Below are 20699 nucleotides of genomic sequence, written 5' to 3' on the forward strand. Positions count from 1 at the left end.
CTCCGCGAACGCAAAATCGGGCGCGCACTCAGTAGCCGGAGCCCGGGTCGACGCGGCCGACGAACGGCCCGCCGGCGGCACAGGCGGCCACGTTGGCGCGCACGCGCTCGGCCAGGAGCGGCGCGGTGATCTCGGGGGTGTCCGCGCTGTGGGGCGTGATCAGGCACCGGGGCTCGCTCCAGAGCGGATGCCCGTCCGGCAGCGGCTCGGGCTCCGTCACGTCGAGCGCGGCGCCCGCGAGACGGCCTTCGGCGAGGGCCGCGACGAGCGCGTCCGTGTCGACGAGGCTCCCCCGGGCGACGTTGACGAGCACGGCGTGGGCGGGGAGCCGCGCGAGCAGACCCGCGTCGACCATCCGCTCCGTGCCCGCGGTGGCGGCGGCGGCAAGGACCAGCACGTCGGCGTCCGCCGCGGCCTCGGCGAGCCGCGACGCCGGCAGGGTGCGGGCCGCGCCCTCCACCGGCTCGTCTCCGCGGCGGACGATCGTCACCCGGCAGTCGAAGACGGCGAGCAGCCGCAGGAGCTCGCGAGCGATCCCTCCTGCTCCGACGATCACCACGGAGGCGCGGTGCAGCGTGACCGCCTTCTTCGGCCCCCACGACGCGGCGCGCGCCCGCTCCGGCAGCGAGCGCAGGAGGGCGAGCACCAGCGCGAGCGCGTGCTCGGCCACCGGCTCCGCGTAGGCGCCCTTGGCGCTGGTCCAGACGACGTCCGCGCGGGACGCGGCGAGCACTTGCGCGAAGACGTCGACGCCGGCCCAGGGCAGCTGCACCCAGCGGATCGACGGGTGCTCCTCCAGCACAGCGGCCAGCTCGTCCGTGCGGCCGTAGGACAGCCAGAGCAGCGCGTCCGGACTCTCGTCGAGTCCGACGACCACTCCACCGCCCGACTCCACCGCCTCGGCGAACACCGGCTTCGGCCGCGGGAGCACCGCGACGCGCGGGACGGTCACTGGTCGGCCGCCTCGACGCGCTGCGCTCGGGAGGCGTCGAAGCGCTCGTACTCGGCGAAGGCCGCTCCGAGCTCGCGCACGTAGGGGTGCCGGGCCTCGATCAGAACCTCCAGCAGCGGCCCGTACGCGACGACCTCGCCGCCGACGAGCACGGCGATCCGGTCGGTCGCCCGGCTCAGCACGTCGATGTCGTGGCTGACCACGACGGCGGCGAAGCCCTCCCGGCGCCGCAGGTCGGCGAGGAGGTCCACGATCGACTCGCGCACCGTCGCGTCGATGCCCGAGGTCGGCTCGTCGGCGATCAGCACCTTCGGCCCGAGCACGAGCGAGCGGGCCACGGCCACGCGCTGGCGCTGGCCGCTGGAGAGCTCGTAGGGGTAGCGGTCGAGCAGGAACAGCGGCAGGTGCACGGAGTCGAGCAGCGTCGCCACCCGCACCGCCGCGGCCTTCGGGTCGTAGTGGCGGTCGCGGAGGAAGATCGGCTCGGCGATCAGCTCCGAGACGGTCAGCTCGGGGCGGAGGGTCGCTCCGGCGTCCTGCGCGAGATGCGCGACGTCGACGGTGAAGCGCTTGAGCTCGCGGGCGGGGAGCGAGCGGAGGCGGTGCCCCGCGACCGTCGCGTCCCCTCCGATGATCACCGGGCGCGTGCGGCCGCCGTCGTGCCCCAGGCCGTCGCCGCCGAGCACGCGCGCGAGCGTGGACTTGCCCGAGCCGCTGCCGCCGAGGATCCCGAGCACCTCCCCCGGCTCCACGCGGAGGCTCACTCCCCGCAGCGCCGTCCACCGGCGGCTGATGCCGCGCGGCGGGTACTCGACGCTGAGGTCGTCGACGACGATGGGGGCCGGATCCCCGGCGGTCCGGCTCACGCCCGGCGCTCCGCCTCGACGATGCTGCGCAGGAGCTCGCGCCTCGAGGCCTGCTCGACCGGGTCGGGCACGGGCAGGGAGGCGAGCAGGCGCTGCGTGTAGGGGTGCTTCGGCGCAGCGAGCACCTCCGCCCCCGTCCCCTCCTCGACCAGCTCGCCGCGGTAGAGCACCGCGATGCGGTCGGCGAGCAGGTCGACCACGGCGAGGTCGTGGCTGATGAACAGCGAGGCGAAGCCGAACTCGCGCTGCAGCTCGGCGAACAGCTCGAGCACGCGGGCCTGCACCGACACGTCGAGCGCCGAGGTGGGCTCGTCGGCGATCAGCAGCTTCGGCTCGAGGGCGAGGGCCCGGGCGAGGCTGGCGCGCTGGCGCTGGCCGCCGGAGAGCTCGTGCGGGTAGCGGTCGCCGTAGGAGCGGGGCAGCTGCACCGCCTCCAGGAGCTCGTCGACGCGCGAGCGCGCCCCGGCGGCGTCGCCGGCCCGTCCGTGCACGATCAGCGGCTCGGCCACGCACTCCGCGATGGTGAGCAGCGGGTTGAAGCTCGACGCCGGGTCCTGGAACACGAAGCCGATGTCGCCGCGGACCGGCCGGAAGGCGCGCTCGCGGATGCCGCGCATCTCCTTGCCGAGGACCTTCAGCGACCCGCCGGTCACCGGCGTCAGACCCGCGATGGCGCGCCCGATGGTGGTCTTGCCCGAGCCGCTCTCGCCGACGAGGCCCAGCACCTCGCCCGCGCGGATGCGCAGCGAGACGCCGTCGACCGCGACGAAGCCGGGACGGCCGAGCCGGCCGGGGTACTGGATCCGCAGGCCCTCGGCGGCGACGAGCGTCTCGGTCTCGGGGGCCTCGGCGCGCTCGACGGCGCGGACGCGGGCGCGCTCGACGCCCTGGCCCACGTGCGGGACGGCGGCGAGGAGCTTCCTCGTGTACTCGGCCTTCGGCGCCGAGAACAGCTCGGAGACCGTCGCCTCCTCGACCAGCTCGCCCTGGTACATCACGGCGACGCGGTCGGCCAGATCGGCGACGACGCCCATGTTGTGGGTGATCAGCACGATCGAGGTGCCGAACTCGTCACGGCACCGGCGGAGCAGGTCGAGGATCTCGGCCTGCACGGTCACGTCGAGAGCCGTGGTCGGCTCGTCCGCGACGATCAGGCCGGGATCCAGGACCAGGGCCATCGCGATGACGACGCGCTGCTTCTGGCCGCCCGAGAACTGGTGCGGGTAGTAGTCGACTCGCTTCTCCGGCTCCGGGATGCCGACGGTGCGCAGGACGTCGATCGCGCGCTTGCGCGCCTCCTTCTTCGAGACGGAGCCGTGAGCGCGCAGTCCCTCCGCGATCTGCCAGCCCACCGTGAAGACCGGGTTGAGTGCGGTGCCCGGCTCCTGGAAGACCATGGCGACGTCGGTGCCGCGCAGCTCCCGGAGGCGGGCCTTCGGCACGGAGACGACATCGGTCGCCGCGCTGCCGTCCTTCTTCGAGAGCAGGACCACTCCGGAGGCGGTGGCCGTCTCGGGCAGGAGGCCGAGGATGGTCTTCGCGGTCACGGTCTTGCCGCTGCCGGACTCGCCGACGATCGCCAGGACCTCGCCGCGCTCGACGCGCAGGCTCACCCCGGCGACGGCGCGGACGGCGCCGCGGTCGCTCGCGAAGGCGACCTCGAGGTCGGTGATGTCCACGATCGGGCGCGCTGAGGCGTCCCGGACGATGCGCTGGTCGCTCATCGCGTCTCCTCCACTCCGGCGACGGGGTCGTGCCCCGGCGTCTCCAGGCCGTCGGCGGCGAGGACGCCGCCCGGCACGACGGACGTCGCGGCGACGTCGCCGGCACCGGCGGCCACCGCGCGCCGACCGCGCAGGCGCGGGTCGGCGAGGTCGTTCAGGCTCTCGCCCACGAGGGTGATGCCCAGCACCACGAGCACGATCGCCAGGCCCGGGAAGACCGAGGTCCACCAGATGCCGCTCGTGACGTCCGACAGCGCCTTGTTGAGGTCGTAGCCCCACTCCGCGGCCGACGTCGGCTCGATACCGAAGCCGAGGAAGCCCAGGCCGGCGAGGGTCAGGATCGCCTCGGAGGAGTTCAGTGTGAAGATCAGCGGCAGCGTACGCGTCGCGTTCCGCAGGACGTGGCGGAACATGATCCGGGGCGTCGACGCTCCGATGACCTTCGCCGACTCGACGAAGGCGTCGCCCTTGATCCGCACGGTCTCGGCCCGGATCACGCGGAAGTACTGCGGGATGTAGACCACGGTGATCGAGACCGCTGCGGCGAAGATGCCGGCCCAGAGGTTCGACTGCCCGCCGGAGATGACGATCGACATCACGATCGCCAGCAGCAGGGTCGGGAACGCGTAGATCGCGTCGCAGATCACGACGAGCACGCGGTCGAGCCAGCCGCCGAGGTAGCCGGAGACGAGGCCGAGGAAGACGCCGAGGAAGATCGACAGGACCACGGCGACGACGATCACGAGGAACGCGGTCTGCGCTCCCCAGATCACTCGCGAGAGGACGTCGTAGCCGCCGACGGTGGTGCCGAGCAGGTGCTCCGCGCTCGGCGGCTCCTGCGCGCCGAACGACTCGCCGCCCGAGCGCAGCTGCGAGTAGCCGTAGGGCGCGATCAGGGGCGCGAACAGGGCCACCAGCAGGAACGCGCCGGTGATGATCAGACCGGTGACGAGCATCCCCCGCTGGAGGCCGACGCTCTGCCGGAGCTGGTGGACGACCGGCAGGCGATCGACGAGGCGGCGGCGCGGACGCGCCGGGGAGGTGGTGCTCATGCTCAGTACCTCACTCGCGGGTCGATGAGCGCCGCGATGACGTCGACGATGAAGTTGGTCAGCGCCACGATGACGGCGAGCAGGGCGACGATGCCCTGCACGGCCACGAAGTCGCGGGCCTGGAGGTACTCGGCGAGCTGGAAGCCGAGGCCCTTCCACTCGAAGGTGGTCTCGGTGAGGACGGCGCCGCCGAGCAGCAGGGCGATCTGCAGGCCGATCACGGTGATGATCGGGATGAGCGCCGGCCGGTAGGCGTGGGTGCGGACGAGCCGGAACTCGCTGACGCCGCGCGAGCGCGCCGCGTCCACGTAGTCGGTGCCGAGCGTGCCGATCACGTTGGTGCGCACCAGGCGCAGGAAGATGCCCGCGGTGAGCAGGCCCAGTGCGACGGCGGGGAGCACCGCGTGCGAGAGCACGTCCGAGATCGCGGCGGGGTCGCCGGTCTGGATCGCGTCGATCAGGTAGATGCCGGTCTTGTTCTCGAGGAACTGGAGCGAGAGCTCGGTGCTCGTCGAGGCGCGCCCGGCGACGGGGAACCACTTCAGCCAGACGGAGAACACCAGCTTCAGCAGCAGGCCCGCGAAGAACACCGGGGTCGCGTAGCAGAGGATCGCGAAGATGCGCAGCACCGCGTCGGGCGTGCGGTCGCGGTGGTAGGCGGCGAGCATCCCGAGCGGGATGCCGACCAGGAACGCCACGATCAGGGCGTAGAAGGCGAGCTCGACCGTCGCAGCGCCGTAGGTGAGGAGCACCTCGGTGACGGGGCGGTTGTCGCTCAGGGTGGTGCCGAAATCGCCGGTCAGCAGCTTGCCGAGGTACTCGAGGTACTGCACGATCAGCGGCCGGTCGTAGCCGGCGGCGGCTACGCGCTCGGCGAGCTGGTCCGCGGTCAGGCGGCCGCCGAGGGCCGCCGTGATCGGGTCGCCCGTGGAGCGCATGAGGAGGAACACCAGCGTCACGAGGATGAAGACGGTGGGGATGATGAGCAGGAAGCGGACGAGCAGGTAGCGCCCGAGTCCGCCCCCGGAGCCGCGCGGTCGCCGGGTGGGCGCCGTCGCCGCAGCCGTCGTGGCTGTCGTCACGTGATGCCTTTCGTGGAGAACGGCCGGCGCCTCCTGTCGGGGAGGCGCCGGCCGCGAGGGGGTGGATCAGCCCTTGCTGAGTGCCGCGTAGCGGAACTTGAACGAGGCGTCGAGGGTGTCCTCGGCTCCGCTCACGGTGCTGCCGACGACCGCGACCTGCGAGCCCTGCAGGTAGGGGACGGTCGAGAGCTGCGCCGCGACCTTCTCCTGGATCTGCTCGATCAGCGCGGTGCGCGCGTCGGCGTCGGTGGTCGAGACCTGCTGCGCGATCAGGCTCTGCACCTCGGCGTCGTCGAAGTGGTTCGCGAGGAAGTTCTCCTTGATGAAGAACGGCGAGAGGTAGTTGTCGGCGTCGGAGTAGTCGGGGAACCAGCCGAGCTGGTACGCCGGGTAGACGTCGCTCGAGCGGTCCTTCGAGTACTGCACCCACTCCGTGGTCTGCAGGTTCACGGTGAAGAGGCCGGTCGACTCCAGCTGGTCCTTGATCAGCGCGTACTCGTCGCCCGAGGACGGACCGTAGTGGTCGTTCGAGTACTGCAGGTTCAGGGTGACCGGAGCGGTGACGCCGGCGGCCTCGAGGGTCGCCTTCGCCTTGTCGGCGTCGGGCGCGCCGTTGCCGTCGCCGTAGAGCGACTTGAGCGGCTCGACCGCGCCGGTCAGGCCGGCGGGGACGTAGGAGTAGAGGGGGGTGTAGGTGCCCTTGTAGACCTGGTCGGCGATCTCGTCGCGGTCGATCAGGTCGGCGACGGCCTGGCGCACGGCGAGGGCCTTGGCGCTGTCGGCCTCACCGGTCGTCGCGCCGAAGGGCTGGGTGTCGAAGTTGAAGACGATGTAGCGGATCTCGCCGCCGGGGCCGTCCACGACCTTGACCGTGTCGTTGCCGCGGAGGTCGTCGATGTCCGTCGCCGAGAGGCTGCGGAACGCGACGTCGATGTTCCCCTCCTGGATGTCCAGCTTGAGGTTGGACGAGTCCGCGTAGTACTTGACGTTGACGGTGTCCGTCTTCGCCTCGCCGAGAACGCCCTGGTAGTCCGGGTAGGCCTTGTACTGGATGAGGTTGTTCACGTCGTAGTTCGCGATCGTGTACTGGCCGGCGAAGGCGTCGCCCGAGACGATGTCGGCGTCCGCGGTCAGCTCGTCGGCCGAGAAGACCTCCTCGTCCACGATCGGGCCGGCGGGGCTCGAGAGGATCTGCGGGAAGGTCTGGTCGTTCTCGGACTTCAGCGTGAAGACCACGGTCGTGTCGTCCGGAGCCGCGACGCTGTCGAGGTTCGCCAGGAGCGAGGAGGGGCCGTTCTCGGCCGCGATGCCGACCTGGCGGTCGAAGGAGAACTTCACGTCGGAGGAGGTGAGGTCGTGGCCGTTGGCCCACTTCAGTCCCTCCTTCAGCTTCACGGTGTACTCCGTGGGAGCGGTGAACTCCGCCGACTCGGCGATGTCGGGCTCGACGTCCGGGCTGCCGTAGGGGGTGTTCATCAGGAACGGGAACACCTGGTTCATCACGGCGAACGAGCCGTTGTCGTAGGAGCCCGCGGGGTCGAGCGTCGTGATCTTGTCGGTGGTGCCGATGGTCAGGGCCCCTCCGGCGCTGCCGCCGGACGAGTCGTTCCCGCCGGCGGCGCAGCCCGTCAGCACGAGCGCGACCGCGGCGAAGCCTGCGGCGGCGGCCAGTGCACGGGTGCCGCGAGTGGATGCGGAATTCATCTCCGTCTGCCTCTTCCTGTCAAGGATGGGATGCGGGCGCGCTCCGGGCGCGCGGACTCTCGGCACACAGATCTCCTGTGGGCTGTGGCGTCACGACACTGGACGCCCGCATTGCTGTTCCTCATAGGTAACACAGTTGGAAGCGCTCTCCGAACCGGCACGGGCGTGCGGCCGATTTCTTCACACGACCGCAACACGCTCACTCCGAGCGCAGCGCCCGCTTCTCGCGCTCGAGCTCGACCAGTCGCACCTGCACCGCGCGCGCCATCACCGGATCGGCGGACGCGCGCTGGAGCGCCCCGCGCAGCTCGGCGATCTCGCGGAGCAGGTCGCGCTCGATGAGCGAGATCGCCACGTCGCGGGAGTAGCGGGCGAGCCCCTCCTCGTCGGCGGCCGGGATCGGCGCCACCGCGAGCTGGCGCACCAGCGAGGCGAAGGGGCCGGGGACGTCGTCGGCGACGTGCTCGACCCAGTCGCGGTCCTCCGCCCGCTCGAGGTTCGCGACCACGGCGTCGCGGACCACGCGGAGGGTCTCGTTGGTGACCGCCGCGTGCGCCGCCCGGGCCAGGAGCTCCGGACCCATCGCCTGGGGCAGCTGGAGCATCGCCATCAGCGCCTCGCGCTCGATGCGCGTGACGACGTCGACGGGGAGGTCGGCGATGCCCGCGCCGAGGGGCGCCTCGGCCGCGGACGATTCGCCGCCGCCCCGCCCGCCCTGCTGGTCGCGGCCCTCGGGTCCGGAGGAGCGGGGCCGGGATCCGGCGGAGCGCACGGCGGAGTTGACCTCGGCCATGTCCAGGCCGAGCATCCGGGCGAGCTCGCGGGAGTAGCCGGGCCGCAGCGCCGGGTCGCGGATCTCGGCGACGACCGGGGCGGCCGCGCGCAGGGCCGCGATCCGGCCCTCGACCGTCTCGAGGTCGTAGCGGTCCAGCAGCTGCCTGATAACGAACTCGAACATCGGCTTCTTGTCGTCGATGAGGCGGCGGACGGCGTCGTCTCCGCGGTTCAGGCGGAGGTCGCAGGGGTCCAGGCCCTCGGGCGCGACGGCGACGAAGGTCTGCGCGGCGAAGCGGTGCTCCTCCTGGAACGCGCGCATCGCCGCCTTCTGGCCCGCCGCGTCGGGGTCGAAGGTGAAGACGACCTCGCCGACGCCGCTGTCGTCGCCCAGCACCCGGCGCAGCACCTTGATGTGGTCGACGCCGAAGGAGGTGCCGCAGGTGGCGACCGCGGTGGTGACGCCGGCGAGGTGGCAGGCCATGACGTCCGTGTAGCCCTCGACGACGACCACCCGGTGCCCGCGGGAGATGTCCCGCTTGGCGAGGTCGAGCCCGTAGAGCACCTGGGACTTGTGGTAGACGGGCGTCTCGGGGGTGTTGAGGTACTTGGGGCCCTTGTCCTCCTCGAGGAGGCGGCGGGCGCCGAAGCCGACGGTCTGGCCGGTCACGTCGCGGATCGGCCAGACGAGGCGGCCGCGGAAGCGGTCGTAGACGCCGCCGCGGTTGTTGCTGCTGACCAGGCCGGCTGTGGTCAGCTCCTCCTCCGAGAAGCCGCGGCGCTTGAGCGCGGTCGTGAGCCCGTCCCAGCCGTCGGGTGCGAAGCCGACGCCGAAGCGGTCGGCGGCGGCGCGGTCGAAGCCCCGCTCGCCGAGGAAGCGCCGACCGACGTCGGCGCCCGGGGTCGCGAGCTGCTCGCGGAAGTACTCCTCCGCGGCGTCGTTCGCGGCGAGGAGGCGCGCTCGCCCGCCGGTCTCGGGCGCGCGGCCGTCGCCGTCCTCGTACTGCAGCGGGAAGCCGATCCGCCCGGCGAGGCGCTCGACGGTCTCGCTGAACGAGCTGTGGTCCATCTTCATGACGAAGCTGTAGACGTCGCCCGACTCCTGGCAGCCGAAGCAGTGGTAGAAGCCGGCCTGCGGGCGGACGTGGAAGCTGGGGCTGCGCTCGTCGTGGAAGGGGCAGAGGCCCTTCAGCGAGCCGATGCCGGCCGACTTCAGCGTGACGTACTCGCCGATCACGTCGCCGATGTTCACCCGCGCCTTGACCTCCTCGACATCTGACTGTCGGATCCGAGGCATGGGGTCCATCGTATCGGCCGCCGGAGCCGCCGAGCCGGGGTGGGGAGAACTGCACCAGGGCGGCGCGGATCACCCCGAGACCTGTGATCCACCCGCACCCCGAGATCAGGGTCATCCCTGATCCGCACCCGCCCGCCGTCTCCGAGAATCGACCCATGCCCCCTGCCGCCTCCCGCCCGCCTCTCCTGCGTGCTCTGCTCGTCGCCCTGCTCGGCGGTCTCGTCCTGGGCGGGCTCACCAGCCTGCTGCAGGGCTCCCTCCCGCCGTCGGTGAGCTCGTTCGCCAACTCCTCCGGGGGCTGGTCCATGCTCGTGTTCGCGCTCGTGCGCCTCGGCGGCGCCCGACCGGCAGCGGGGGCCGCGCTCGGCCTGCTGAGCTTCTGGGCGCTTCTCGAGGGCTACGACCTGGTGACCGCGGCGCGCGGCTTCGGCTACTCGCCTCCCTTCACGGACGTCTTCTGGCTGCTCGCCGTCCCCGCCGGGCCGATCCTGGGGGCCGCCGCCGCACTCACCCTCCACGGCTCGAGGACGTGGCGCGTCCTGGCCGTCGCGCCGCTCTCGGGCGTGCTGATCGGCGAGGGCGTCTGGGCGCTGGGCGCGGTCGCCGACACCACGAGTCCGGTGTACTGGTGGCTCCAGATCGTCCTGGGCGCGGGCTTCCTCGTCCTGGCCGTCGTGCGGAGGAGGCCTCGGGCACTCGTCTCGCTCGCGGCGCTCGGCGTCACCGCGGCGGCCGCCGTCGCCTTCTCCGTCGTCTACTCCGCGCTGTGAACCGTTCGAGAGGGTCGTCGCGGACCCTCCGCGCACTCGCGGGTTCCGCCCTCCTCCTGGCCCTCGCAGGGTGCACCACCACGGCGGACACCCCGGTCGCGCCGCCGTCGTCCGCCTCGGTGCCGTCGTCGGTGTCCTCCGCCACCCCTCCTCCGATCGACGTCTCCGCCGAGCTGGCCGCGCTCGAGAACGAGTTCGACGCCCGGATCGGCGTCAGCGCCGTCGACACCGGCTCGGGCCGCCGGGTCCATCACCGGGCCGACGAGCGCTTCGGCTTCGCCTCGAGCCTCAAAGCCCTCGCCGCAGCGGAGTTCCTGCGCACCGTCCCCGCCGCCGAGCGGGACGAGGTGGTCACCTGGACCGTCGCCGACGTCGAGGCGGCGGGCTACTCCCCCGTCACGGAGGAGAGCACCGCCACCGGCCTGCCGCTGTCGCAGCTCGCCGAGGCGGCCGTCCGCCGGAGCGACAACACAGCGCTGAATCTCGTCCTCCGGCGCCTCGGCGGACCCTCCGCCCTCGACCGTGGACTCGAGGCTCTCGGCGACACCACCACCGAGGTGGTGAACGAGGAGCCCGCTCTGAACACGATCGAGCCCGGCAGCATCGACGACACCACCACCCCGGCCTCGTTCACGGCGGACCTCGCCGCGGTCGCCACAGGTGACGTGCTGTCCGCGGAGGACCGGGCGCTCCTGCTCGACTGGATGAGCGGCAACGCGACCGGCGACACTCTCGTCCGGGCGGGCGCTCCGGCCGGCTGGAGCGTCGCGGACAAGTCCGGGGGCGCCGGCGGGATCCGCAACGACGTCGCCGTGGTGACGCCTCCCAGGCGGGACGCGGTCGTGCTGTCGATCCTCTCGGCGCGCAACGACCCCGAGGCGGACTACGACGACGCGCTGGTCGCCCGCGCCGCGGCCGTCGTGCTGGGAGCCCTGCGGTAGCGTCCGCCCGGCGTCAGCAGTGCCGGTTCACGTAGCCCGGTGCGCCACGGGGGACGACGTCGCGGTCGCGGAGGGTGACCGAGATGCTCCGGCCCTGCGCGGCGCAGGCCTCGGAGTAGGCGGACCGGCCGTTGTCGGTGTACTCGATCTCGTAGACCTGGCGCCCGTAGACGTCCGTGTACGCCGCGCACTCGTCGTAGACCTGGCACTCCTCGACGACGGCGAAGTCGAAGCCGACCGTCCTCTTCCCGGCAGCGGCGAGATCGGCTCCGTTCTTCTGGCCGATCGCCAGGCCGGAGCGGTGAGCGCGCGCCGTCAGGAGGGTGGCGAACGCCAGCGCCTGCGACTTCGTCAGCCTCCCGCCCGAGCGGGTGTAGCTGTCCAGATTGTCGGCCTCGACGGCGTCGAAGCCGTCCTCGGCGCATCCGTCGATCCAGGCGCCGACGATCGCGAGCAGAGCGGTCCGCTTCGCGGAGGTCGAGACGTCGAAGAGGTACTCGTCCGGCCAGCCCGGATCGGCGAGGGGCTTCCCGTCCGCTCGCCTCACCAGGAGCTCGGGGTGCCGCTTCGCGAAGGCGGCGCTCTCGCCGGGCTGGGTCTGGAAGGCGTTCACGTAGCAGATGCTGTAGCGGCCGGCGGCGGGCGCGTCCGTGCGGTCGCGGTCGACGATGGTGACGCTCGACGCCGGAGCGTAGGCGCCTCCCAGCTGGTAGTCGAGGACGCCGTTCGCGGGAGGGAGCAGCGGTGCCGCCGAGGCCGCGGCGGGCTGGACCAGCAGCAGCCCCGCGACGACCAGGGCGAGGAGGCCGAGACGCGGCCGACGCAGTCTCATCCGGGAGCTCCCGGCGTGCGCCCTGCGGCTCGCACGCCCGTGGCCGCCGGCAGCGCGCCGAGTGCGAGCTCGCCGATCACCGCGATGCGGTCCGCCGGTGCTCCGTCGCGGGCCTGCGTCGACATCCCGCTGAGCACGGCGACGACGAAGGCGGCGACGGATCCGGCGTCCGTCTCCGGCGGCACGTCGCCCTCCTCGATCCCGCGTTCGACCCGGGCAGCGACGAGCGCCTCCATCTCGCGGTGACGGGCCTCGAGCCGCGGCTCGCTCAGCACGAAGCAGCCGGCAGGAGTGCCGGGCGCGGAGTACCCCTCCGCGCTGACGCGGACGACGGCGGCGACGGCCTCGCGCGCCGTCGGCCGGTGCGAGTACAGCATCGGCTTGCTCATCCCCGACCGTGCCGCGATGCGGTCGACCCGCGCTCCCGCCAGCCCGTGCGCCGCGAACTCCTCCGTCGCCGCCTCGAGGATCCGCTGCCGTGTCCGCTCCGCTCCCACGCCCTCACCGTACCCGCCGCCCCGCGCCCCTCCGCGCCTCGCGGTGCGGTGCCCTCCCCGCCCTCCGAGCCGACCGGCCGACCCGCACACCAGCACATCGCCTCAGACGACGCACCCGGCTCCCTGGAACCCACCACCCCGACAAGCCGACCGCGGTGACGCCTGGCGGTGACGGGCGTGCCCCCGGCACCGCCGAACGGCCGATCCGCGTCCCAGCGGATCGCCCTAGGCGGACGCACCCTGCTCCCTGGAACGCACCACCTCGACAAGCCGACCGCGCCACGCCGGGCAGGGACCGGCGTGGAATCGAGCACCGCCGACCGCGCCACGCCGGCCGAGAACCGGCGTGCCACCGGCACCGCCGAACGGCCGATCCGCGTGCCAGCGGATCGCCCTAGGCGGACGCACCCCGCTCCACGAAACGCACCACGTCGCCAAGCCGACCGCGCCACGCCGGGCAGGGACCGGCGTGGAATCGAGCACCGCCGACCGCGCCACGCCGGGCGAGGACCGGCGTGCAATCGAGCACCGCCGAACGGACGATCCGCGTAACAGCGGATCGCCTCAGGCGGACGCACCCCGCTCCCTGGAACGCACCACCTCGACAAGCCGACCGCGGTGACGCCGAGCAGGGACCGGCGGCACAGCTGAGCCGGGCGCCGCCCGGCTCAGCGCATCAGCACAGCCTCTCGAACCAGGCGAGGGCGCTCTGGTCGGTGAGGTTGGCGACCTGGTCGACGACGACGCGGCGGCGGGCGTCGTCGTCGGGGGCGGCGTGCCAGTCCTCGGCGAAGCCGGGCTCGAGGGTTCCCGGGCCGCGGTCGAGGAGGGTGTCGGCGAGGCGGGTGAGGACTTCGCGCTGCTGGGCGTAGATGGGCTGGCGGGTGTTCCGCGACATCACGAACGTCGCGACGATCCCCTTGAGCACGGCGATCTCGGCCTGCTGCTCGCGGGGGACGACGACGTGGCCGCCGAAGCGGACGAGGTCGGGGTGCTGGTACGCCTCGCGGGTGGCCTCGGTGGCGGCGGCGGCGAAGCGGCCGATGAGCTGGCTGGTGAGGTTCTTGAGCCGGGCCTGGTCGCGGCGGGAGCCGTCCCAGGAGGAGACCCACACGTCGAGCGAGTCGAGACGGTCGAAGGCGGCGACGAGCTCGTCGTGTCCGACCTCCCCGCCGACCCAGGAGTGCATCGACTGCACGAGGTCCTCGTGGTCGGCGCGGGAGCCGAGTGCTTCGACGTCGATGTAGCCGGAGACCACCGCGTCCTCGAAGTCGTGCACGGAGTAGGCGATGTCGTCCGAGAGGTCCATCACCTCGGCCTCGATGCAGCGCACCCCCTCGGGGGCGCCCTCGCGCATCCAGGCGAACGCGGGGGCGTCGTCGGCGTAGAAGCCGAACTTGGCGCGCCCCGACGGGTCGGCCACCGAGCGCGTGTCGGGCCAGGGGTACTTGCAGCTCGCGTCGATGCTGGCGCGGGTGAGGTTCAGCCCGTAGGGGCGGGCGTCGTCGCCGAACACCTTCGGCTCGAGCCGCGTGAGCAGCCGGAAGGTCTGCGCGTTGCCCTCGAAGCCGCCGATCCCCTCGGCCCAGGTGTTGAGCGCGCGCTCGCCGTTGTGCCCGAACGGCGGATGCCCGATGTCGTGCGCGAGGCAGGCCGTGTCGACGACGTCGGGGTCGAGGTCGAGGCTCGTGGCGAGCTCCCGGCCGATCTGCGCCACCTCGAGCGAGTGGGTCAGGCGGTTGCGCGCGAAGTCGACGCCCGCCGTGGGGCTGAGCACCTGGGTCTTCGCGGCCAGGCGGCGGAGCGCGCTGGAGTGGAAGAGCCGGGCGCGGTCGCGGGCGAAGTCGGAGCGGCGGGTCGAGTGGTCCTCCGGCAGGAATCGCTCGGTGTCGACGAGCGAGTACCCCCAGAGCGCGCGGTCATCCACCGCTGTTGTGGATCTCGGCGGCCGAGACCGCGTCGCGCTGCCCGGCGTCGAGCTCGCGGGACTCGAGCCAGCGGTCCGGGAGGGAGGGGACCTTGGGCGAGCCGGCGCGGCCCCGCTGCCCCTCGGCCGCCTCGCCCGGATAGGGCTGCGTCCAGTCGAGCGTCGCCAGGAGCTCGTCGAGCTGCGCGAGCGACTCGACGGTGGCCAGGCGAGCGCGGAGGTCGCCGCCGACGGCGTAGCCCTTGAAGTACCAGGCGACGTGCTTGCGGATGTCGCGGCAGCCGCGCTCCTCGCTCTCGAAGAAGTCGACGAGCAGCTCCGCGTGGCGGCGGAACGCCTCGGCGACCTGTCCGAGCGAAGGGCGGAACCGCTCGTCGGAGCCGGCGAACGCGGCGGCGAGGTCGCCGAAGAGCCAGGGGCGCCCGAGGCAGCCGCGACCGACGACGACTCCGTCGCAGCCCGTCTCGGCCATCATCCGCAGCGCGTCCTCGGCCGACCAGATGTCGCCGTTGCCCAGCACGGGCACGCTCGTGACCGTCTCCTTGAGCGTGGCGATCGCCGACCAGTCGGCGTGCCCGCTGTAGAACTCGGAGGCGGTGCGCGCGTGCAGCGCGATCGACGCGACCCCGGCGCCCTCGGCGGCACGGGCGGCCTCGAGGTAGGTGAGGTGGTCCGGGTCGATGCCCTTGCGCATCTTGACGGTGAGCGGGACGTCGCCGGCGGCCTTCACGGCGCCCTCGACGATCTGCCGGAACAGCGGGAGCTTCCACGGCAGGGCCGCTCCCCCGCCCTTCCGGGTGACCTTGGGCACGGGGCAGCCGAAGTTGAGGTCGATGTGGTCGGCCCGGTCCTCGGCGACGAGCATGGTGACCGCCTCGGCGACGGTGACCGGGTCCACTCCGTAGAGCTGGATCGAGCGCACCGACTCGCTGGGGTGGTGGCGGATGAGGCGCATCGATTCCGGCGTGCGCTCGACGAGCGCGCGGGAGGTGATCATCTCGCTCACGTAGAGGCCGTTGCCGAACTCGCGGCAGAGGCGGCGGAACGCCGTGTTGGTGATGCCCGCCATGGGGGCGAGCACCACCGGCGCGTCGAGTTCGAGGGGGCCGATCCGGAGCGCCGGCGCGGTGCGCGCGGGCGGGGCGGCCGTGAGAGTGGAGGACATCGGTATCGATTCTCCCAGATCCTGTGTTGGGGAAGGCGGAGTGACGAGCGGAGAGGTGGAGAGATGAACGGGAGCACACCTGTGGAGGACGGTTCGCAGCGGCTGGAGGCGGACGCGTCCGCCCGCGGCCTTGCGGTCGAGATCGTGGAGAGGCCCGCTGCCGGCAGCCTGCACGAGGCGGCCGCGCTGCTCGGCATCGAGCCCGGCGACATCGTGAAGTCGCTCGTGGTGAAGCGCCACGACGGCGGCTACCTGTTCGCCCTGGTCCCCGGCGGGCGGCAGATCGCGTGGCCGAAGCTGCGCGCGGTGGTCGGAGTGAACAAGCTCCGCCTCCCGGACGAGACGGCCGCCCTCGAGGCGACCGGCTACCGGCGCGGCACCATCACCCCGATCGGGTCCACGACGGCCTGGCCGGTCTACGCCGACGAGCGGATCCTCGGCCGCCGCGTCGCGATGGGAGCCGGCGCCGACGGGCGCAGCGCCTTCGTCGACGCGGACGCCCTCGTGGCCGCCTACGGCGCGACCGTCGCCGACATCACCGTGGAGGAGCCTCCGCGGTGATCGGCGGCACCTCGGCCTGCGCTTCCGCGGCCTGCGGCACGGCGCAGACGCCGTCCTCGCACAGCGGCCCGCCGGAGTCGCCGAGCATCTCGAACGGCCCGCTCACGCGACGGCCGCCCGCTGCTCCAGCACGTGCTCGAGGACCTCGGTGAACGCCGCCGGCTCCTGGGCGCCGGAGACGCCGAAGCGCCCGTCGAGGACGAAGAACGGCACCCCCGAGATCCCGTACTCGCGGGCCTGCGCGATGTCGGACTGCACCCGCCCGAGGTAGCGCCGGTCCTCGAGAGCGCGGCGCGTCTCCGCCGGGTCGAGCCCGACCTCGCCGGCGAGCGAGGCGAGCACCTCCGGATCGGCCAGGTCGCGGCCCTCGACGAAGTACGCGCTCAGGAGACGCTCGACGAGCTCGAGCTGCAGTCCGTTCTCCTTGGCGTGGTGGAGCGCCTGGTGGGCGGTGACCGTCTTGACATGGCGCACCGACTCGAAGTGGTAGTCGAGGCCGACGCCCGCCGCGATCGCCGTGACGGAGTCGAGCATCTGCTGCGCCTGCGCCTCCGGGATCCCCTTGTGCTCGGCGAGGAACGCCGCCTCTCCCCCGCGGTAGTCCTCCGGCGTGTCCGGCGAGAGCTCGAAGCTGCGGTACTCCACGACGACCTCCGGAGCCTCGGGGTGCGCGGCGCGGAAGGCCTCGAGCCCGCGCTCGAACCGGCGCTTCCCGATGTAGCACCAGGGGCAGGCGATGTCGGACCAGACGTCGACGGACAGGGGGCTCGGCTCAGCACTCACCCCCAGGACAACGGAGGGGGCGCCCCGCTATTCCCGCAGCACGCGGACGAGCTCGTCCACGTCGGACTCGTCGTTCCAGAGGTGGAAGGCGATGCGGAGCCGGCCGCCGCGGCCCGAGACGCGCAGACCCGCAGCCTGCAGCAGCTCCAGGTCCGCTCCCCCCTCGTCCGGCCAGGACACGAGCGCCCGGTGCTGAGGCTCCCGGTCAAGCCGCTCGCACAGCAGGTCGCCGAGGCCGGAGGCGTGCGCCCAGACCGCGTCGAGGTCGAGCGAGCGGAACAGAGCGAGCGACGCCTCGGCGCCGGCGAACGCCTGCCAGGCCGGCGAGACGTCGAAGCGGCGGGCGTTCTCGGCCAGGTGCATGGCCGGTCCGTAGCAGGACGACCACACGTCCTCCCCCGAGTACCAGCCCGCCTGCACGGGGACGAGCTCGGCCGCGTAGGCGGGCGAGACGGTGAGGAACGCCACTCCGCGCGGCGAGCACAGCCATTTGTAGGCGTGGGTGAGGGTCGCGTCGAAGCGGGAGGCGTCGACCGGCAGGACGCCGGCCGCCTGCGTCAGGTCGCACGCGGTCCGCACTCGGTGGCGCGCGGCCGCCTTGAGGACGGAGTCGAGATCGGCGAGCGCTCCGCTGCTGGACTGCACGGCGGAGAAGACGACGAGGTCGTCCCCGTCCTCGACGGAGTCGGACAGCGCCTCGAGCGCGACGGAGCGCACGGTCACTCCGCGGTGCGCCTGGGCGAGGAAGGGGAACACGATGGAGGAGAAGTCGCCGTCCACGCAGAGCACGCGGGCCCCGTCGGGCAGCGAGGCGGCGAGCACGGCGGCCATGGCGGAGGTCTGCGAGCCGATCGCGACACGGTCGACCGGGACGCCGGCGATCGCGGCGAACGAGGCCCGCGCGCGCTCGGCGACAGCGCCGTAGGCGGCGGCCGTGCTCTCCCCGGACGACCAGCCGTCGAGGTCCGCCCGCAGCGCCTCGACGGTCTGCCGCGGCGGCAGGCCGAGGGTGCAGGCGTTGTGGTAGCCGCGGGCACCGGCGAAGCGCGCGCGCAGGTCGGCGGAGTTCGGCAGTGCGGTGCTCACCTCTCGAGGATGACGCTCCGGAGCCGGATCGCCAAGACCGGGGAGCGACCGGGCGCGCCGGCGGCGGGCCCGGTCAGCGGGCGGCGAGGGCGTGCGCCTGCTCGAGCACGGCGACGACCTCGCGGGCCTCGCGGACGTCGACCGGCGAGGGAGCGCCGTCCTGGAGGGACCGCGCGACCTGCTCGAGGAACGCGGCGTATCGTCCCCGCTCACTCGGCACGGGGTGTGCGCCGGAGTCGTCGACGAGGACGCCCCATCCCTCCGGCGCGACCTCGCCGAAGCCGTCGTCGTCCGGTCGGGCGCCGCCGGTGCGGAGCGCGGTCTCCTGCGGATCGAGACCGTCGACGCTGAAGGCGGCGCGGGTGCCGAGCACGCGGAAGCGGGGGCCGGTCGCCCGGGCGACGCGGCTCATGGTGAGGTGGGAGCGGACGCCGCTGTGATGCAGGAGCGAGACGAACGCGTCGTCCTCGCTCGCGGAGCCCTCGTGGACGGTCCGGGTCTCGGCCGCCGTGACGACCGCCGGGCCGAACAGCAGCAGCGCCTGGTCGACCAGGTGGCTGCCGAGATCGAAGAGGATCCCGCCACCCTCGGCCGGACCCGTCTCGCTCTGCCACCGGCCCGTCTTCGGCGCGCTCCAGCGCTCGAAGGTCGACTCGAAGCGGAGGACCTCGCCGAGGACCCCTTCGCCCAGGAGGCGGCGGAGGGTGAGCAGATCGGCGTCCCAGCGCCGGTTCTGGAAGACGAAGACGGGCGCACCGCTCCGCTCGGAGGCGGCGATGACCGCGTCCGTGTCGGCCGTGCTCGGTGCGAAGGGCTTGTCGATCACGACGGCGACCCCGGCCTCGAGCACCCGGACGGCCTGCTCCCGGTGCACCGACGGCGGCGAGGCGAGCACGACCAGCTCCGGCCGCTCGGCGAGCACCGCGTCGAGGTCGGGCACGATCCGGGCCTCCGGATGCGCGGCGGAGGCCGCGGCTCTCCGACCGGCGTCGCGGGTGGAGACGGCGACGACCTCGAACGCCGGGTCGGCCGCGAGGAACGGACCGTGGAAGACGCTGCCGGCGAGCCCGAAGCCGACGATCCCGGCCCGGATCACGAGGAGGCCCCCGGCACGTCGACCGCGCCGCCGAAGCGACGGGAGCGGCCGGAGTAGTGCTCGATCGCGTCCCAGAGGTCGGTCCGCGTGAAGTCCGGCCAGAGCCGGTCGAGGAACACCATCTCGGCGTAGGCGCTCTGCCAGAGCAGGAAGTTGCTGGTGCGCTGCTCGCCGGAGGAGCGCACGAAGAGGTCGACGTCCGGCATCTCGGGCACGTAGAGCGCCCGGGCGATCGTCTTCTCGGAGATGCCGGAGGGCTTGAGCCGCCCTGCCTGGACCTCGGCGGCGAGCCGCTGCACCGCGTCGGCGATCTCGGTGCGCCCGCCGTAGTTGACGCACATGGTGAGGGTGAGCACGTCGTTGTCCGCGGTCATCCGCTCGGCGAACTGCAGCTCGTTGATCACCGACGCCCACAGGCGCGGCTTCCGGCCGGCCCAGCGGATGCGCACGCCCCACTCGTTGAGCTGATCGCGGCGGCGGTGCAGCACGTCGCGGTTGAAGCCCATCAGGAAGCGCACCTCCTCGGGCGAGCGCTTCCAGTTCTCGGTCGAGAACGCGTAGACGCTGAGGTGCTTCACGCCGATCTGGATCGCTCCGGCCACGACGTCCAGCAGCGCCGTCTCGCCGCGCTTGTGCCCCTCGATCCGCGTCAGGCCGCGGGAGTTCGCCCAGCGGCCGTTGCCGTCCATCACGATGGCGACGTGCCCCGGAACGGCCTTCCGCGGGATCGCGGGCGGATGGATCCCGGTCCAGTCGAGGGGGCGGTACGGCTCGGCGTCCTTGTGGGTGAAGGGCTTCATCGGGTGACGTGCTCCAGGGATCTCAGACCGCGTTCGAGGTGGAACTGCGTGTAGGCGGCGACCACTCCGCTCGCCCGCGACCGCGTGGTCGGCTCGGTGGTCTCGGCGTGGGCCCAGTCTCCCGTGAGCAGCGCACCCAGCAGGACCACGACCTCCGGAGCGACCCGCGGTGCTCCGGGCGGCGTGCAGTCGGCGCAGACGACGCCTCCGAGCTGCACCACGACCGCGCCGTGGGGCCCGGGGGCGCCGCAGCGCGCGCAGTCCTCGAAGCTGGGCGCCCAGCCCGCGATCGAGAGCGCCCGCAGGAGGTAGGAGTCGAGCGTCAGCACCGGCTCGTGCTCGTGCTTCGAGAGCGATCGCAGGGCCCCGACGAGCAGCAGGTACTGCTGCAGGGAGGCGTCCGCGTCGGTGAGGCGGTCCGCCGTCTCGACCATCGCGCTCGCGGCCGTGTAGCTGTCGTAGTCGGCGGCGATCAGCGCACCGTAGGCGCCGAGCGACTCGGCCTGCGCGACGATGTCGAGGCTCCGGCCCTCGTAGAGCTGGAGGTCGGCGACCATGAACGGCTCGAGCCGCGAGCCGAACTTGGAGCCGGTCTTGCGCACGCCCTTCGCCACCGCGCGGATCTTGCCGTGGCTGCGCGAGAGCAGCGTCACGATGCGGTCGGCCTCGCCCAGCTTGTGCGTGCGGAGCACCACGGCTTCGTCGCGATAGGTGGGCATCCACCGATTATCCCCCCGACCCCCGACACCCGGCTGGCAGCCCGGCCGGAGCAGGGCCCGCGCCGTGGAAC

General features: G+C 72.8%; 19 protein-coding genes. 3 read left to right on the forward strand and 16 right to left on the reverse strand.

Annotated elements, in window-relative coordinates; all coding sequences use genetic code 11:
• Nucleotides 1-28 precede the first annotated feature (28 nt).
• From C5C35_RS09410 to dnaG, 7 genes are all read right to left on the reverse strand, one after another.
• A complete protein-coding gene (locus tag C5C35_RS09410) occupies nucleotides 29-952 on the reverse strand; it encodes an NAD(P)-dependent oxidoreductase (protein ID WP_258066343.1) in 924 nt (307 codons plus the stop codon).
• Nucleotides 949-1818: an ATP-binding cassette domain-containing protein gene (locus C5C35_RS09415; RefSeq protein WP_104223447.1), complete on the reverse strand. Its 870-nt coding sequence runs from the start codon at nucleotides 1816-1818 to the stop codon at nucleotides 949-951. Before C5C35_RS09415 ends, C5C35_RS09410 begins: the two co-directional genes overlap by 4 nt.
• Nucleotides 1815-3542 carry an ABC transporter ATP-binding protein gene (locus tag C5C35_RS09420; protein ID WP_104247513.1) on the reverse strand — a complete coding sequence of 576 codons (1728 nt, stop codon included), beginning with the start codon at nucleotides 3540-3542 and terminating at the stop codon, nucleotides 1815-1817. The genes C5C35_RS09415 and C5C35_RS09420 overlap by 4 nt, the downstream gene beginning before the upstream one ends.
• Nucleotides 3539-4594: an ABC transporter permease gene (locus tag C5C35_RS09425; protein WP_104226685.1), complete on the reverse strand. Its 1056-nt coding sequence runs from the start codon at nucleotides 4592-4594 to the stop codon at nucleotides 3539-3541. Before C5C35_RS09425 ends, C5C35_RS09420 begins: the two co-directional genes overlap by 4 nt.
• Nucleotides 4595-4596: 2 nt before the next feature.
• The gene (locus C5C35_RS09430; RefSeq protein WP_104223444.1) at nucleotides 4597-5676 is read right to left on the reverse strand and encodes an ABC transporter permease; all 1080 of its coding nucleotides are present in this window, start codon (nucleotides 5674-5676) and stop codon (nucleotides 4597-4599) included.
• A 66-nt stretch (nucleotides 5677-5742) separates the two neighbouring features.
• Nucleotides 5743-7380 (reverse strand): ABC transporter substrate-binding protein, encoded by a 1638-nt coding sequence (locus C5C35_RS09435; protein ID WP_104223443.1) that lies wholly within the window; start codon nucleotides 7378-7380, stop codon nucleotides 5743-5745.
• A 199-nt stretch (nucleotides 7381-7579) separates the two neighbouring features.
• Nucleotides 7580-9451, reverse strand: coding sequence for a DNA primase (dnaG, locus tag C5C35_RS09440; protein ID WP_104263006.1), 1872 nt, complete (start codon nucleotides 9449-9451; stop codon nucleotides 7580-7582).
• Nucleotides 9452-9606: 155 nt separating this feature from the next.
• Between dnaG and C5C35_RS09445 the strand changes: the two genes are divergently transcribed.
• Complete coding sequence (locus tag C5C35_RS09445; RefSeq protein ID WP_181027185.1) at nucleotides 9607-10221, forward strand: DUF6518 family protein; 615 nt, start codon at nucleotides 9607-9609, stop codon at nucleotides 10219-10221.
• Nucleotides 10218-11162 carry a class A beta-lactamase gene (gene bla / locus C5C35_RS09450; RefSeq protein ID WP_104247511.1) on the forward strand — a complete coding sequence of 315 codons (945 nt, stop codon included), beginning with the start codon at nucleotides 10218-10220 and terminating at the stop codon, nucleotides 11160-11162. The genes C5C35_RS09445 and bla overlap by 4 nt, the downstream gene beginning before the upstream one ends.
• Nucleotides 11163-11175: 13 nt before the next feature.
• On the opposite strand, the gene C5C35_RS09455 is transcribed toward bla, so the two are convergent.
• From C5C35_RS09455 to dusB, 4 genes are all read right to left on the reverse strand, one after another.
• A complete protein-coding gene (locus C5C35_RS09455; protein ID WP_104247510.1) occupies nucleotides 11176-11994 on the reverse strand; it encodes an endo alpha-1,4 polygalactosaminidase in 819 nt (272 codons plus the stop codon).
• Nucleotides 11991-12491 (reverse strand): TetR family transcriptional regulator, encoded by a 501-nt coding sequence (locus C5C35_RS17240; protein ID WP_181027184.1) that lies wholly within the window; start codon nucleotides 12489-12491, stop codon nucleotides 11991-11993. The genes C5C35_RS09455 and C5C35_RS17240 overlap by 4 nt, the downstream gene beginning before the upstream one ends.
• 676 nt (nucleotides 12492-13167) lie before the next feature.
• Nucleotides 13168-14418, reverse strand: coding sequence for a deoxyguanosinetriphosphate triphosphohydrolase (locus C5C35_RS09465; protein ID WP_104223438.1), 1251 nt, complete (start codon nucleotides 14416-14418; stop codon nucleotides 13168-13170).
• A complete protein-coding gene (gene dusB / locus C5C35_RS09470) occupies nucleotides 14411-15583 on the reverse strand; it encodes a tRNA dihydrouridine synthase DusB (protein ID WP_104223437.1) in 1173 nt (390 codons plus the stop codon). The genes C5C35_RS09465 and dusB overlap by 8 nt, the downstream gene beginning before the upstream one ends.
• A 63-nt stretch (nucleotides 15584-15646) precedes the next feature.
• Here dusB and C5C35_RS09475 point away from each other — a divergent pair, with 63 nt between their 5' ends.
• Nucleotides 15647-16144 (forward strand): aminoacyl-tRNA deacylase, encoded by a 498-nt coding sequence (locus C5C35_RS09475; protein ID WP_104223436.1) that lies wholly within the window; start codon nucleotides 15647-15649, stop codon nucleotides 16142-16144.
• 102 nt (nucleotides 16145-16246) lie between these two features.
• Here C5C35_RS09475 and C5C35_RS09480 read toward each other — a convergent pair whose 3' ends face one another.
• From C5C35_RS09480 to recO, 5 genes are all read right to left on the reverse strand, one after another.
• The gene (locus C5C35_RS09480) at nucleotides 16247-16927 is read right to left on the reverse strand and encodes a DsbA family protein (RefSeq protein WP_104226692.1); all 681 of its coding nucleotides are present in this window, start codon (nucleotides 16925-16927) and stop codon (nucleotides 16247-16249) included.
• A gap of 27 nt (nucleotides 16928-16954) precedes the next feature.
• Nucleotides 16955-18013: an aminotransferase class V-fold PLP-dependent enzyme gene (locus tag C5C35_RS09485; protein WP_104263007.1), complete on the reverse strand. Its 1059-nt coding sequence runs from the start codon at nucleotides 18011-18013 to the stop codon at nucleotides 16955-16957.
• Between the two features lie 73 nt (nucleotides 18014-18086).
• A complete protein-coding gene (locus C5C35_RS09490; RefSeq protein ID WP_104263008.1) occupies nucleotides 18087-19109 on the reverse strand; it encodes a Gfo/Idh/MocA family oxidoreductase in 1023 nt (340 codons plus the stop codon).
• Nucleotides 19106-19909 carry an isoprenyl transferase gene (locus C5C35_RS09495; RefSeq protein ID WP_104238220.1) on the reverse strand — a complete coding sequence of 268 codons (804 nt, stop codon included), beginning with the start codon at nucleotides 19907-19909 and terminating at the stop codon, nucleotides 19106-19108. Before C5C35_RS09495 ends, C5C35_RS09490 begins: the two co-directional genes overlap by 4 nt.
• Nucleotides 19906-20628, reverse strand: a complete 723-nt coding sequence (gene recO, locus C5C35_RS09500) for a DNA repair protein RecO (RefSeq protein ID WP_104263009.1) — start codon at nucleotides 20626-20628, stop codon at nucleotides 19906-19908. Before recO ends, C5C35_RS09495 begins: the two co-directional genes overlap by 4 nt.
• Between the last annotated feature and the right edge of the window lie 71 nt (nucleotides 20629-20699).

This window comes from Rathayibacter sp. AY1F8, assembly GCF_002932165.1.
In the GTDB taxonomy this organism is placed as follows: Bacteria; Actinomycetota; Actinomycetes; order Actinomycetales; family Microbacteriaceae; genus Rathayibacter.

Coding starts and splice junctions, on each gene's coding strand:
- C5C35_RS09435 (WP_104223443.1), bottom strand. CDS start 7,380: ATGAATTCCGCATCCACTCGCGGCACCCGTGCACTGGCCGCCGCCGCA.
- C5C35_RS09495 (WP_104238220.1), bottom strand. CDS start 19,909: ATGAAGCCCTTCACCCACAAGGACGCCGAGCCGTACCGCCCCCTCGAC.
- C5C35_RS09455 (WP_104247510.1), bottom strand. CDS start 11,994: ATGAGACTGCGTCGGCCGCGTCTCGGCCTCCTCGCCCTGGTCGTCGCG.
- C5C35_RS09475 (WP_104223436.1), top strand. CDS start 15,647: ATGAACGGGAGCACACCTGTGGAGGACGGTTCGCAGCGGCTGGAGGCG.
- C5C35_RS09445 (WP_181027185.1), top strand. CDS start 9,607: ATGCCCCCTGCCGCCTCCCGCCCGCCTCTCCTGCGTGCTCTGCTCGTC.
- dusB (WP_104223437.1), bottom strand. CDS start 15,583: ATGTCCTCCACTCTCACGGCCGCCCCGCCCGCGCGCACCGCGCCGGCG.
- C5C35_RS09425 (WP_104226685.1), bottom strand. CDS start 4,594: ATGAGCACCACCTCCCCGGCGCGTCCGCGCCGCCGCCTCGTCGATCGC.
- recO (WP_104263009.1), bottom strand. CDS start 20,628: ATGCCCACCTATCGCGACGAAGCCGTGGTGCTCCGCACGCACAAGCTG.
- dnaG (WP_104263006.1), bottom strand. CDS start 9,451: ATGCCTCGGATCCGACAGTCAGATGTCGAGGAGGTCAAGGCGCGGGTG.
- C5C35_RS09420 (WP_104247513.1), bottom strand. CDS start 3,542: ATGAGCGACCAGCGCATCGTCCGGGACGCCTCAGCGCGCCCGATCGTG.